The 13,698-nt window shown below is 60.9% G+C and carries 11 protein-coding genes; 7 read left to right on the top strand and 4 right to left on the bottom strand.

The window, feature by feature from the left end; genetic code table 11:
* The first annotated feature begins 120 nt into the window (after positions 1 to 120).
* The 6 genes from O9H32_RS22760 to O9H32_RS22735 all read left to right on the top strand — a co-directional run bounded on the left by O9H32_RS22760 (position 121) and on the right by O9H32_RS22735 (position 5,451).
* Positions 121 to 966 (top strand): AraC family transcriptional regulator, encoded by an 846-nt coding sequence (locus O9H32_RS22760; RefSeq protein WP_269868415.1) that lies wholly within the window; start codon positions 121 to 123, stop codon positions 964 to 966.
* A gap of 244 nt (positions 967 to 1,210) precedes the next feature.
* Entirely contained in the window at positions 1,211 to 1,513 is a 303-nt protein-coding gene (locus tag O9H32_RS22755) for an autorepressor SdpR family transcription factor (protein ID WP_269868414.1), read from the top strand.
* Between the two features lie 6 nt (positions 1,514 to 1,519).
* Positions 1,520 to 2,140 carry an SdpI family protein gene (locus tag O9H32_RS22750; protein ID WP_269868413.1) on the top strand — a complete coding sequence of 207 codons (621 nt, stop codon included), beginning with the start codon at positions 1,520 to 1,522 and terminating at the stop codon, positions 2,138 to 2,140.
* Positions 2,141 to 2,396: 256 nt separating this feature from the next.
* Positions 2,397 to 4,826 carry an S-layer homology domain-containing protein gene (locus tag O9H32_RS22745; RefSeq protein ID WP_269868412.1) on the top strand — a complete coding sequence of 810 codons (2,430 nt, stop codon included), beginning with the start codon at positions 2,397 to 2,399 and terminating at the stop codon, positions 4,824 to 4,826.
* Between the two features lie 140 nt (positions 4,827 to 4,966).
* Positions 4,967 to 5,152, top strand: a complete 186-nt coding sequence (locus O9H32_RS22740) for a DUF4177 domain-containing protein (protein WP_269868411.1) — start codon at positions 4,967 to 4,969, stop codon at positions 5,150 to 5,152.
* 113 nt (positions 5,153 to 5,265) lie between these two features.
* Positions 5,266 to 5,451: a hypothetical protein gene (locus O9H32_RS22735; protein WP_269868410.1), complete on the top strand. Its 186-nt coding sequence runs from the start codon at positions 5,266 to 5,268 to the stop codon at positions 5,449 to 5,451.
* A 23-nt stretch (positions 5,452 to 5,474) separates the two neighbouring features.
* Here O9H32_RS22735 and O9H32_RS22730 read toward each other — a convergent pair whose 3' ends face one another.
* The 4 genes from O9H32_RS22730 to O9H32_RS22715 all read right to left on the bottom strand — a co-directional run bounded on the left by O9H32_RS22730 (position 5,475) and on the right by O9H32_RS22715 (position 11,696).
* On the bottom strand, positions 5,475 to 6,335 hold the full coding sequence (locus tag O9H32_RS22730; RefSeq protein ID WP_269868409.1) for a serine/threonine protein kinase: 861 nt from the start codon (positions 6,333 to 6,335) through the stop codon (positions 5,475 to 5,477).
* Between the two features lie 247 nt (positions 6,336 to 6,582).
* Positions 6,583 to 9,687 (bottom strand): PAS domain S-box protein, encoded by a 3,105-nt coding sequence (locus tag O9H32_RS22725; RefSeq protein ID WP_269868408.1) that lies wholly within the window; start codon positions 9,685 to 9,687, stop codon positions 6,583 to 6,585.
* Between the two features lie 498 nt (positions 9,688 to 10,185).
* A complete protein-coding gene (locus O9H32_RS22720) occupies positions 10,186 to 10,644 on the bottom strand; it encodes a DUF2243 domain-containing protein (RefSeq protein WP_269868407.1) in 459 nt (152 codons plus the stop codon).
* Between the two features lie 83 nt (positions 10,645 to 10,727).
* Positions 10,728 to 11,696 carry a TRM11 family SAM-dependent methyltransferase gene (locus O9H32_RS22715; RefSeq protein ID WP_269868406.1) on the bottom strand — a complete coding sequence of 323 codons (969 nt, stop codon included), beginning with the start codon at positions 11,694 to 11,696 and terminating at the stop codon, positions 10,728 to 10,730.
* Between the two features lie 243 nt (positions 11,697 to 11,939).
* On the opposite strand from O9H32_RS22715, the gene O9H32_RS22710 reads away from it, so the two are divergent.
* A complete protein-coding gene (locus O9H32_RS22710; protein ID WP_455072799.1) occupies positions 11,940 to 13,685 on the top strand; it encodes an ABC transporter substrate-binding protein in 1,746 nt (581 codons plus the stop codon).
* Positions 13,686 to 13,698 lie beyond the last annotated feature (13 nt).

The following is a 13,698-nucleotide window of genomic DNA, read 5'->3' as shown; positions in this document are numbered from 1 at the left end:
CCCTGTCTGCCCCTGATCGATTCTTCCCCATTCTACCTTTCTTCCGCCCGCAAGCATATGTCAGCACGTCAGACAAATATAGTATAATGTCACCATGTCTAAGGAAAGATGAGGGTCGACATGTCATCTGCCAAACGAACGTATACCCCCGCGCCGGCCGCCCATCCCGGGATGGAGCTCAAGCTGTATTACTGCGGTGCGGAGGATTGCACCCCGGGACACAGCTGGGGGCCGGGGCTCAAGGATCATTATAAAATTCATTTCGTCCGCAGCGGGCGCGGGATCTTCCGCAGCCAGGGCCGGACGCACACCGTGTCTGCTGGCCAAGGCTTCCTGATCCGCCCCCAGGAGGTGGCTTATTACGAAGCCGATGTCCGTGAACCATGGAGCTATGCCTGGGCTGCCTTCAACGGCCTGCAGGCCGAAGCTTTCCTGAATCGGGCCGGGCTTGGGGACCAGGCCCCCGTCTTTGGATGCACCGAAGAGGAAGCTGCTCTCTTGTGGGCCTGCTTCGAGGAGATGCTCGCGGCAGGCAGCCGTCCTGCCAGCCGCGACCTGCGGCTCATGTCTTCGCTGTACGCCATGCTCGGCGCTCTGGTCGACCGTTCGCAGCAGCCTGCCTCCGCCGATCCGGCCGGCGGAAGTACCGCCGTGGAAGGCTATGTCGCCCGGGCGGTCGCTTATATCGAGACGAATTACTCCCGCAGCATGACCGTAGAGGAGCTGGCCGCCGAACTCGGCCTCCACCGCAAGTACGCGGCCAAGCTGTTCAAGGAAGCCCTTGGCGTGCCGCCGCGCCAGTTCCTGCTCCAGTACCGCATGGAGCAGGCCGCCCTGCTGCTCTCCCGCGAAGGCCTGTCGGTTGCGGAAGTGGCGCACTCGGTCGGCTACCGCGACCCGCTGCTCTTCTCGCGGATGTTCAAGAAGGTGAAGGGCCTCTCGCCCCAGCGCTTCCGCCAGGCGTGAGGAAGTGTCGGGCCCTCCGTCCGGTATGGCGGCCCGAATGAAGAGAACCCCCAGCCGTTCACCGCGGGGATACTTGTTGTTTGCCCTTTACCTGTTTCCGGCATGACGGCCGTCTCTGACGGATCCGGATTCCGCCGCCGCCTCCCTTCCCTTGACGGCGGCGGCGGTTTGTGGTTTACTCAAATTAATATTTAGATGATTACCTAAATATTTAATAATAAGCTCTGCTAAGAGGTGAACCGCCATGCCGCTCAACCATACGTTCAAAGCCCTCTCGGATCCTACCCGGAGGAAGATCCTGGACCTGCTCAAGGAACGCGACATGACCGCCGGCGAAATTGCCGAGAAATTCGACATGTCGAAGCCTAGCATCTCCCACCACCTCAATCTGCTAAAGCAAGCGGAGTTGGTCTGGGACGAACGCCAGGGACAGCACATCGTCTACTCGCTCAACCTGACCGTGTTCCAAGAGCTCATGAAGTGGCTGCTGGCCTTCCCGCTGCCTGCGGAAGGCAGCACATCCCCCAGCCCCAAAAGAAAGGATTGATCACTCATGAAACGTTACCTCCCCAGCCTCATCCTGCTCACAATGGCCGTTGTCCTCAGCTTACTTGCCTACCCTTACATGCCCGAACAGATGGCCGTACACTTCAGCTTGGACGGAACACCGGACCGGTATACGGGCAAGGCCTGGGCTCTTGCCACGGCGCCCTTTTTCATGCTCCTTCTGATGGGAGCCGCCTTGTTTATCCCCTTCTCCCCGTCCGATGCACGCACCTTGTCGGCCCGGACTCTCATCCTCGGATCGTCTGCTGCCCTCTTGTTCGGCGTCCATATGGCTATCCTCCTGTACGGACTGGGCTATGAGTTCAATATCGGCAAGTACATCGCGATCTTGATGGGGACCTTATTCCTCGTTGTCGGCAATTATATGCCCCGCTTCCAGCCGAACCGGCATGTCGGAATCCGGACCCCCTGGACTCTCTCCAGCGAAGAGAATTGGCGCCGGACCCACCGTACTGCTGCGAAGGTATGGTTCATCGGCGGCCTGCTCATGCTCGCCTGCCCGTTCCTCCCTGCAGGGTTGTTCGCCGGCGTCTTTCTGGCTATCCTCGCCTTGGTTCTGATTCTTACCATCGGCATCTCCTACTATTACGCCCGGGCACGCACATGAACTAAGAACGCAGGGGCTGCCTGCAGCTGAGAAGGCTTCACGCTGGAAGCTGCACTATTGGCAACAGCGAACCAATAAACCATGATTTTCCATATGTCTGCCGACCTATTTCTTCCTACACCTTGTTCGCCGGCAATTCCCTAATTTTGGGTCTACAGATTCTTGATTTTTTGCTGCATCTCCTGCAACTTTCCAACGGGCGGCCGCGTTTAGTGCATATGCAACCTAATCTACCCGATACGGAGAGGATCCACTTATGCAAAAGCCACTGAAACAATGGGGTATCGCCGGCATTACCACAGCCATTCTGCTGTCTTCCGCTGTACCGGTTTCGGCTATGACACCGGTTGTCGCGGCGGAGACGGGACCCGCAGCCGCCTTCCCTGCTGGCGCGGCGTCCAAAGCAGCGGGGGACGGCGCCTTGGCCGAAGCTCCAGCCGGTACCGCTGTATCCCGGGAGCGCGCGATCGAGCTTGCGCAGAGCTATGTCACCATTCCCGCGGACCACAAGCTGCAGGGCGTGAACTACCAGATTGCGCCTCTTTCGAGCGGCAGCACCCGCGGTTCCTGGAGCCTGACCTTCGTAAGGCAGGACGCCAAAACCTACTACGGCGGAGTTACCGTAGCTGTCGATGCCGATAACGGACAGCTGCTCTCTTACCAGATTTACGATAACGACCCCGAGCGCAAGCCCTCTTTCCCTCCTGCCGTCTCCCTGGAGAAAGCCAAAGGGATCGCCGAAGCTTATCTTGCCAAGATGAACCCCAAGGAACAGGGACAGCTGGCGTATGCGGCGGAAGACGAGAAAAACTGGCGCAAGCCGCTCAGCGGTGCGACCGAGTATCCACTGCGCTGGGTCCGCAGCATAAACGGTATTCCTTTCTTGCAGAACGAAGTGCGCATTACGGTGGACGGCGACGGACGCATTCTCTCGTACTCGAAGCAGTGGGACGATGCGCTGACCTTCGCGCCGGCCGGCACCCTCATCCCTGAGGGGCAGGCGGCGGAGACCCTCAAGAAACAGGCCGACCTGCAGCTGCGCTATCTTACGCCTTACCAAGCGGAGGGGGATGGCAAGCAGCTCTACACTTCTTACGGGCTGGAGCCGCTGATGGTCGATGCCTCGTCAGGCGAGGCGCTTACCCTCTCCGGCGGCAAACCATCCGCTGCGGCGAAGCCGGTGCCGCTCAGCGACAAGCCGCTGGCGAGCCTTCCCTCCGCCCCGCTTAAGCTGACGAAGGAGCAGGCGGCAGGGAAGATCACCGAAGCGTTCGCCCTTCCGAAGGAAGCGAAGCTTGAAGATGCCTCCTACCGGGAGAACACCGACCCCCGCACGAACCGGACGACCTCGGCTTGGGATCTGCGCTGGTCGGTCGGCGGCTCTCCGGAGCAGGGCGGCACAGGCATCTATGCTTCGGTCGACAGCGCCACCGGCCTGATCCTGAGCTATTCGACAAGCGACTTCCGCCCGATAGCCGCCGCAGACTCCGGCAAGGACACCGGTCTTGCCTACAGCGAGCTGAAGAGCAAGGCCGAGGAGCAGCTGCGCAAGCTGCTGCCCGCCTACGCCCATGAGCTGTATCTGGACGGACAAGAAGAAGCGTCCCCGGAATGGAAAGCGAAGCTCGCTTCCATGCCGTACTACCCGTTCAACTTCCGGCGGATCGTCGGCGGGATCCCGACCGAATACGAGTCGGTAAGTCTCGGATTCGACCGCAAGAGCGGCGAACTGAAGGAGTTCCACTCCAACCTCTCGTCGATCGACTATCCTGCCCAGGCGCCGAAAGTCATCTCGGGGGACCAAGCGAGGGAGCTTCTCCTCGGCCAGTACGACATCAAGCTGCAGTACGTCATTGACTATAAGGGCAAGCCTTCCCCGAACGGGTATGCCGGGTCCGGCATACCGCTCGAGAAATACAACGCGATGCTTGCCTCCGGCGAGATCAAGCTGGAGAAGGGCGAACAGCTCCAGACCCGGCTCGTGTACAGCGTCGCCTCCAAGTTCAAGTCCAGAGACCAGCAGCTCTTCCTCGACGGAGAAACCGGGCAGTGGCGCAGCCGCGAGAACGGCCGGATCGTCAATCCGCTCGCTGCTCCCCCCGCAGACATCTCCGGCCACTGGGCTGAAGAGGCGCTGAACCTCATGATCGACTACGGGGCACTCGAGGTGAAGGACGGCCAAGTGCTTCCGGACGGACTCATCACCCGGGGCGAAATGGTGAAGATGCTGCTTGCCGCGGTAAACGGCGGCTATAGGCCGATGTCCGCAGGCGCCTACGCCGAGCGCTCCGCCTCCTTCTCCGACGTGGCGAAGGATTCCCAGTACTTCGCCTATGTCGAGAATGCGGCAGACCGCGGCCTGATCGACCGGACCGCCGGCGCCTTCAAGCCGGAAGCGGCCTTGACCCGCGCCGATCTCGCCGAGCTGCTCGTCCGTGCCATGGGCTACCGCAAGCTGTCCCAGATCGAAGGACTGTTCGTCCTTCAGGCCACCGACCTGGAAGGCGGAGCCGCGGCCCAGCCCGGCGCCGTCGCGCTGGTGAACGGCCTCGGCATCATGACGCTTGAGAACGGCAAGTTCCAGCCGAAGTCCGAGATGACCCGCGCCCAGGCAGCCACCGCCTTCTACAAATACCTGCAGGTGCGTTCCCAGCTGCAGGATTCGCCCGTGAACCCGGGCTGGTAAGCGAGCCGCGCTTTACAGCAAAGCCCCGGCATCCATGAGGACGTCGGGGCTTTGCTGCATCACGGCTTTGTTCTATCACAAGAGACGCGGAGTAAGATAAATAGAAGACTCTGCCTAATCGAACCTAAGGAGGCATACGTTTGTACGAATATAAGTTTGTCGAGGTGACCATCGGCGGCTTTTTCTCCGAAGCCACTTACCGGGAGACACTCGAAGCCTATGCCCGTGACGGCTGGCGTCTCGTTCAAATCTTTCAAAGTAGTTATAACGGGCATGGCAAGCCCACCAAGCATGAGCTGATTCTCGAGCGACCCATCACCTCGTGAGCGCAGGTCTGTCGCCTCCATTTCCCAGCGGATACTCCCGCCCCATCCGAAACCTGCGTCCCCTTCCCGCGTAAAGTATCTCACAAAACCAATTGGGGAGGGATTCAAAGATTATGCTGAAACATCTGCTTCGTAAAATCCTGCACTCCGTCACCGGTTCCAAACACAGCCACCGCCGCTACAGCAGTTCCCACCGCTACCAGCGTCCGATGCGCCGCGGTTCGTCATCCGACCATTATCGCTCTGGGCACGGCCAGCGCTACTATAAGAACAGACACGGCAGCAGCTATTCCAGCTGACCGTCCCTAGGCGGGATGCCCCGCTATCCGGACTTCAACATCAACAGCACCCGGTCCAAGTCAGCCATACAGCTTGCGGCATCTTGATAAGGCGGCTCCTCCTGCAGGAGCCGCCTTATCAGCGTCCGCGTGCCTTCCGACAGCGTCAGCTCCTCCTCCCAGCCGGCTTCCGGGCTGTTCTCGTCCCCCCGGTAAGCGGAGTAGAGCAGGAAGAGCAAGAAGTGGCCTGCCGCGTACAAGTCGCTCTTAGCTGCCGGGGTGCGCCGCCGCCGCGTCTCCTCGTCCGCGAACGGTTCCAGCCCTTCCGTATCGCCGATGCGGCGGGCAAGGCCGAAGTCAATGAGATGGAGCTCGCCGCCGCGCATCATGACATTCGGTATACGGACATCCAGATGCACATACTCCTGGCTGTGGACGAACGCCACAATCTCGAGAAGTTCCCGCACGAACCGCAGGGACACCTCCTCCGTGAACCTGCGCTCCTCCCGGAAGATCAGATCCTCCACCGTCTCCCCGGCGATATATTCCGTCACGAGACAGAGACACCTTCTGTCCTCGAACAAGCCGTAGGCCGCCGGAATCCGGGGGTGGCGCAGCCGCTCCAGCATCTCGTACTCGCGCCGCAGCAGCCGCCGGCCGAGCTCCCGCTTGCTGGGCTTCGCCTGCTTCACGACGACTTCCGCACCGGATGCCTCCGTATCCCGGCACAAGTACGTCAGCCCGTAGCTCCCCATACCGAGAAAACGCTCGATATCGTAGCGCCCACCAAGCCGCCGGCCCTCGCGCAGCGGATAATCGATCCATGATGCATATACGTTCCTGAAGTACTGCAGCACCGCCATCGCCCCCTTCTTCCTGCCACGCCTGCGCTCATCCTCTGCCATCCACAACAATGGTCCGTTCCTGTTTGCTGTCCATGCTCCTATCGTAACAGACGAAGCCCGATTCATAAAAGGGCACGCTGCGGCGAAGCTCGGGCACGAGCGGTCAACCCGACGCCCTTCTCACGCGTAGAAGGACACCGGCTCATGGCCGGTGCCCTCCTGTGGCTGTCGTACTGCTCCTTCACCTGCTGCTGCGAGCGGGCCCGCACTCCGGTGGCTGCCGGATTCACCGCGCCGACCACCTCAACTACTCCGCTGTATCCGCGTAAGCTGCGACACGGTTGCGTCCCGCAAGCTTCGCCCTGTACAGCGCCTTGTCCGCCTGGCCGATGAGCTCTCCCGGCGCCATCAGCGGATGGGGAATCACCGTCGCAACCCCCGCGCTGAGCGTGACGCAGTCTCCGGCCTTGGACGCCCGGTGCGGGATGCCTGCCTGCTCTACCGCAGCTCGTACGGCCTCCGCGATACTCCGCGCCCCTTCCGCTCCGGTCCCCGGCAGGAGAATGACGAACTCTTCCCCTCCGTAACGGGCTGCGGTATGCCCGCTGCCCTCCAGCACGAATTCGAAGATACCCGCCGCCGCCCTCAGACAAGCGTCGCCGCCCTGATGCCCGTAGGTGTCGTTGTACGATTTGAAGAAATCGATGTCGCAGAGGATCACCGACAGCGGCGCAGACTCCCGGATCCCCTGCAGCCACGCCTGCTCGTACGCCTCATCGAAGCTCCGGCGGTTCGCGATACCCGTTAGTCCGTCGCGGGTGGACAGATGCTGCAGCTTCCGGTTCGCCTCCTGAAGCTTGCGGTTCGTCTCCTGGAGCTTCTGCTCGGCTGCCTTGCGTTCGGAGATATCCCGGAACGAGGTGAATATGGCCGGCTTGCCGCCATCCCGGATGGAAGTGAGGGACACCTCCACGAGCACTTCGGTGCCTTGGGCCGTAATATAGACCAGCTCCAGATTAGGCAGGGTTCGGTTCGTGTCGTCACTGTTGTACAGCGTCTTAGCCAAGATCAATTCGTTGTCATAATGCTTCGGATGAAGAAAGCGCTCCGTCGGGCTCCCGATCACCTCTTCCGGGTCGCTCAGACCGAAGATCGCGACCGCCCGGTCATTGGCGAATACAATCCGCCCTTCCTGGTATACGCAGACGGCGTCCGGCGAGAGCTGGACCAGCTTGCGGAACCGGTCCTCCGTCTCCCTCAGCGACAGCTCCGCCCGCCGCCGCTCCGTCAGATCGAGCGCCATCGCCATAGCCGAAGGCTTGCCCTTATAGCGGATATCCGTCCCTCGCATGAGGACGTCGATCACCCGGCCGTCGATACCGATCAGCTTCTCCTCCACCACATCCACCGGCTGGCCGTGAACATACATCTGGCGTGCCCGATTCCTTACGAGCTCGTGATAATCGGGATGAACAAAGTCCATGATCTCTCTGCCGATAAGCTCGTCAGGCGAAGCTGCTCCCAACATCCGGGCTCCGGATTGGTTGATGAATACCACTTTGCCCTCCGTATGAACCGCGATGAGCTCGGGGGAAAGCTCTACCAGACGGCGGTACCGGGATTCGCTGCTGCGGAGCTCCTCCTCGGCCCGCTTGCGCTCGGAGATATCCCGCAGCATATTGAGAGAGGCCCGCCGGCCGCCAAGTTCAATGATCTTTGTGCTGCACTCGCACAGCAGATACTCCCCGGTCTTCGTCTTCAGCCGCCAGTCGAACGTGGCCGCTCCTTCTTCTTTCAGCAGCTGGATGATCCTGCCGTATTCCGTCCGGAACAGTTCGTCGCCGGCCCCGAGCTCCGCACCGGTCATCCCGCGGAATTCTTCCTTGGTATAACCCAGCTTGCGGCACGCCACATCGTTGGCCTCGAGAATAAGTCCGACGGACTCCTGAAACTCCCCCAGGAAGATCATGTCGCTCGCATTCTCGAACAGTGCCCGAAAGCGGGTCTCCGAAGCAAGCATGTCCGCCTCGTCCTTCTTACGCCGGGTAATGTCACGGACAATGCTGCTGTAGAAGGACAAGGCCCCCGTCTGCCAGCGGTTGAAGGACACTTCCACAGGAACCGGATGCCCTTCTTTGTGCAGCCCCTCCACTTCCAGCGTATAGCTTCCGAAGAGATCCCCCAGACCGGGCGCACCGGGCGCCGATGCATCTCCTGCGAGTTCTTCCCGATATCCCGCCGGGATGATCCGCTCGATCGGCTGTCCGAGCGCCTCCTCCGCCGTATAGCCGAAGATGCGCTCGGCCCCCTGATTCCAGGCGAGAATTTTCTTCTGCCCGTCCGCCAGAATAATGCCGTCCGGGGCGGATTCGGACACCGCCCGGTACATATTCTCCGCGTTGACGTGCGACAGCCCGAACGAGAGGATCGGCGTCGTCTGTACGATCTGCCGAAGATGCTTCTTGGAGAAATACCCCGCCCGCTTCGAGCCGGCATTCAGCACCGCAATCACCTGACCCTGATAGAATACGGGCACATGCAGGGAGGAGCGGACGCCCTTCTCGTAAATCTGCTGATCCAGCCGGCCAGCCGGCCGGCGCACATTCCAATCCGGGAAGAGCAGCGGCTCCCCGCACCGCACGATCTCCACCGACTGGGCGTCGATCTCCGTGACGCTGTAAACCGTCTCGGACAGCCGGCCATCCTCGCGCAGGGTGATGACTTTGTAACTGCCCCCGTCGACTGTAATCAGGCTGCCGCTGTCGCACTGCAGCAGATCGATGACCTCGTGAAGCGTCCTTTCATAGATGCTGTGGTTGTCGAAGCTCTCGAACTCCTCCATCAGTGCGGCGATCGTCCGGTTGACATTCATTCGCAGAACACTGCGCTGAATCACCGCGTAGACCCATGCGCAGAGGAAGGAACCAGCCAACAGCAGCGCATGATAGTAAGGAAGGATGACGTATTGCTCAGGCGGCAGCACGCAGAGCAGTGTGCCTGTCGTCGCTGCCAAATAGAACAGGGTCATACCGGCCCACCGCCGCAGGCAACCTTGTATGTAATAGGCCAGGCCCCCCGCTCCGGCTGCAGCCAGCACCGTCCATAAGGAATCCAGAAGCGATACCGGATTGGGGCCGGCGTGCAGCAGGCGGAAGCCCCCCAGCAGGAGACCCGCAGCGGCCGCTCCGGTAAAGCCTCCGAAGTGGGCGGCTATCATGACAGTCAGCTGCCGGAAGTCCAGCACGGCGTGCTCGGTGACCGGGTAACCGAAGTAGATGAATAGAATGCCGAAGGCGCCTTGAAGCAGCCCCACGCAGACGCGCTGGCGCACCGTCATCTTGAAGGGCGGTCGGCGGAACAGGAACATGGTTATAAGTAACAGGCCGATAATCAGCACAAGATCTTCAATCATGACTTGGAGAATCAAGGAGGTCCCTCCGAAGGATCAGACGTAATGTGTTTTATTTCGACAGCTTTCGTCAAATTCCTCCCTGGTTTCCTAACGAATATTCCCATAAATGTAGGATGATTAGCCATAGAGCGGGAAACGTGGGGCTTAGGAAGGCATTAGGAGTAGAGGCAAAGGCCTGGAATGTGGACCCGTAAGAGCGGGGAGGTTGACTAAGGCGAAGTGGGGGGAGGCCGGGGTGGCGTGCTCGGGGAGGGGGGGGGCCGGGAAAGGCTGGCTGGGGGAAGCGAGGTGAACAGCGGAGCGGAATCTGCTGGTGGGCGCAGGCAGGCAGCAGCGTCCCCCCCCTCCCCCCTGGGGGGAGGCCGGCTGACTTGCAGCTGACCATGCGCTCGGCCCTGGCGGGAAATACATTCTTATCTATGCACAAAAATCCACCCTGCCTCTTCTTCTGAAGGAGCAGGGTGGTGCATGGGGACGAGCCGGACAGCGCTCTCGTTCCTATCTGGCCTGCTGCCGCGAGCTGCGGTACAGCGCCAGACCGATGAACAGCATGGCGATCCCGGAGGCATCGTAGCCGAGATCGTAGACTGTCTGCAAGGCCCCCGGCCGGACATGGTGAATCTGCAGCAGATGGTGGTTGACGATGCCCTCCACGAAGTTGAACAGCCCGGCCCCGCTGAACAGCCCCGAGGCGAATAACCGCTTGCGGCCGGGCTCCTCCGTGGGGTCGCTGTTCCACAGAACGACGGCTCCCCAGATGATGACCGCCGTCACCGCCAAGTGGAACAGCCCGTCGCTGATAATCTGGTGCTCCCGGTCCGTATGCATATAGACGCTGTGCCACTGCAGCAGCTGGTGGAAGACGATCCCGTCGAGCATGCCGACCGCTCCGATACCGAGCAGGAACGAGCCGAGCAGCGTCGGGTGATGCCGAAGATCATGCCAGAATCCGTTCATGAGGGTACTCCTCCTTCATCCGTGACGAATACTTGGAAGTTATATCCGTTTTTACCCCGGATCATACGAAGTGCACCCCTATCCTACACACAAAGATAGATTTGTCTGCGGAATGCCCCCTTACGGAGTACGGCATGCCCGGCGATACGGAATCCGGCGGCGGCGATCTCCCCTGCGATCTCCTCCGTAGCCACGATGACGGCCCGCTCAGCCAGCCTCCGGGCACCGGCCAGCAGCCCCGCCTGCTCCTCGGCCGACAGCTTCGAGCACAGGTTGTACGGCAGGTCGAGCACCGCGGCGTCATACGCCCCGGGCAGTTCCGTCATGTCTGCCAGCCGTACCGCCGACTCCGGCCAGCCGAAGTGGCGCAGGTTCACCCGCGCGCCGCGCACCGCCAGCGGGTTGATGTCGCAGCCCTCGCTGTCGATCCCCATCGACAGCGCTTCGACCAGCACCGTGCCCATGCCGCAGCACGGGTCGATCAGCCGCCGGCCGGCCCCCTCCGGCACGGCGAGGTTCACCACCGCCCGGGCGACCCGGGTGCTGAGGGCGGTGGAGTAATTCTGCGGCTTCTGCACATGCCGCAGCCAGTGGGCTTCGCCGCGGCGCAGGTCGCCGAGCAGCCAGCGGCCGTCCGCGCAGGCGAGGCCGAGCACCCGCTGCGGCGTGCGCATCTCCGCGCGGCCGCGGATGCGTGCGCCGGCTTGGCGCTCCAGCGCACGCTGCCCGTCGTAGTCGGCGCGGAGCCCCGCCTCGACGTAGACGGCCTTGAACGTCTCCCCGGCGAGGTCCAGCTCCGGGAGACGTTCAAGCAGCGCGGGCAGGCTCGCCTCCTCGAAGAGTACGTCGAGCCGCTGTTTCACGAACGGGCTGCGTCCCGGATCGACGACCCGCCCCGAGCGCAGCCAGCCGTCCTCCGGCTCGCAGCCCAGCAGAGTCCGCAGCTCCAGCAGGCACAGCTCCCGCTCATCTTCGTGGCAGGCATACGTATATAGACAGGCCGGCGCGGCGTTCTCTCCCGTACCGGTTCCCCATTCCTTACTCTTCTTCACAGGCATTCTCCCCTTCTCTAGCCGCCATTATATCACACCCGGGGCGATGGAAAACCGCCGAAGCCGTACTTGAACAGCCGGCGCCGACATAGTTTGGTAACAAAAGAAATTATTTTGAGTTCTGTCTTTACAAAACTAAACGCCATCCCATATACTACCAGTATAATCATTAATTCATAGTTATTCCATCAGAATTATTTAGTTTGATTCATTATTCCCTATTCAGGAACAGGAGAGATTCCAGTGAACAGACAACCATGGATGAAGACGGCCTGGGCCGCCGTGACGGTGACCGCCCTTCTAACGGGCTGCACCGCCCCCGAAGCGGACGGCACCTCGAGCACCCCCGCCGTACAACAGGCACAGACGCCCGACGGCAGCCCCCAGACGGAGGTAGTTAAAGACGCTGTCATCCGGGCGGCGGACAAATCCAAATCGCCGGCCGCCGCTGCCGCCCGGACGGACACGGTGGTCGTCTCGCTCACGGAACCCGGCGGCGTTTTCAACCCCTATTTTTACCAGAACGGGTACGACGGCAATGTCACTTCGGTGATGTTTTCACCACTGGTCAATATCGATGAGAACGGCAAACCAATCCCCGATCTTGCCGAGAAGTGGGATGTCAGCCAAGACGGGCTGATCTATACATACTATCTCCGCCCTAACCTCAAGTTCAGCGACGGCTCCCCCCTCACCGCCGAAGATGTAGCCTTCACCCTGACATTGCTGCATGACAAGGCCTATGACGGCGAGACCGATCTCACCGAGACCCATATCAAAGGAGGCGCCGCCTACAAGGAGGGCAAAACGGCTTCCATCGAGGGCATTCAGGTCATCGATCCGCTGACGATCCGGATTACGACCGAGAAGGTCAATGCCCGCTCGCTGCTGCTGCTCGGCGGCCAGCCGCTCTCGAAGGCGTACTACGGCAAGAACTATACGCCCGGCCAGCTCGATTACATCAAGACGCTGCACTCGAAGCCTCTCTCCACCGGCCCCTACAAATACGATAAGTACATCCCCGGCCAGGAGGTGCGATTCACCGCCAACGAGCATTACTACGGCGGCAAGCCTAAGGTCGAGCATTTTATCTATAAAACGACGGAGGGCGATGCAACGCAGTTCTTCCAGACCGGCGAGACGGATTACAGCTCTTTCACCGCGAACCCGGACAATCTCGACCTCCTGAAGCAGCTCGGCTACGCCAATATCAATATTTATACCTCCACCGCTTACAGCTATATCAAATTCAATCACAGCAAAGCCCCCTTCAAGGACAAAAAGGTGCGGCAGGCGTTCATCTACGGCCTCGACCGGGCCAAAATCGTGCAGGCGGCTTACCAAGGGTATGCCCAGCTCGCGAACGTACCTGTCTCCCCGGTCTCCTGGGCATATACGGAAGAAGGCGTCAATCCCTATCCTTATGCCCCCGAGAAGGCGAAGAAGCTGCTGGACGAAGCAGGCTGGAAGCCGGGCGCGGACGGGATCCGGGAGAAGGACGGCCAGAAGCTCGTCGTCCGTTACTTCACGAGCAAAGGCGCCGTCAGCGATATTCTCATTCCGATCGCCAAGGAGAACTACAAGGCGCTTGGGATCCAGCTCGAATCCGAGCTCATGGACTATAACGCCCTGCTGGCCCGCACAACCAAAGGGGATCACGATCTGGCTTCCTTCTCGACCACCCTGCTGCCCGATCCGTCGGACGGCGTGAGTTCGTTCTCTACGAAGGCGGGCGGCGGCTTCACCGGTACGGGCGGTTATTCCAACCCGAAGGTGGATGAACTCATCGAGAAAGGGACGGCGACGCTCGACCTCGGATCGCGCAAAGCGGCTTACGCCGAGTTGTATAAGGAGCTGTCCGAGGACCCGCCGTTCATTTTCCTGGCCTACCGCAAGATCTTGTCGGCCCATAATGCCCGGATCGAAGGCTTCCAGCCGAACGGGTACACCGGTCTCTCCTCGTCCCTGCCGAAGCTGGAGATCAAATAACGGCCGGAAGGGA

Source organism: Paenibacillus caseinilyticus (assembly GCF_027533645.1).
Taxonomy (GTDB): domain Bacteria; phylum Bacillota; class Bacilli; order Paenibacillales; family NBRC-103111; genus Paenibacillus_G; species Paenibacillus_G caseinilyticus.
Note: the sequence above shows the minus strand (reverse complement) of the source record. Positions and strands in the feature narration are given on the sequence as shown.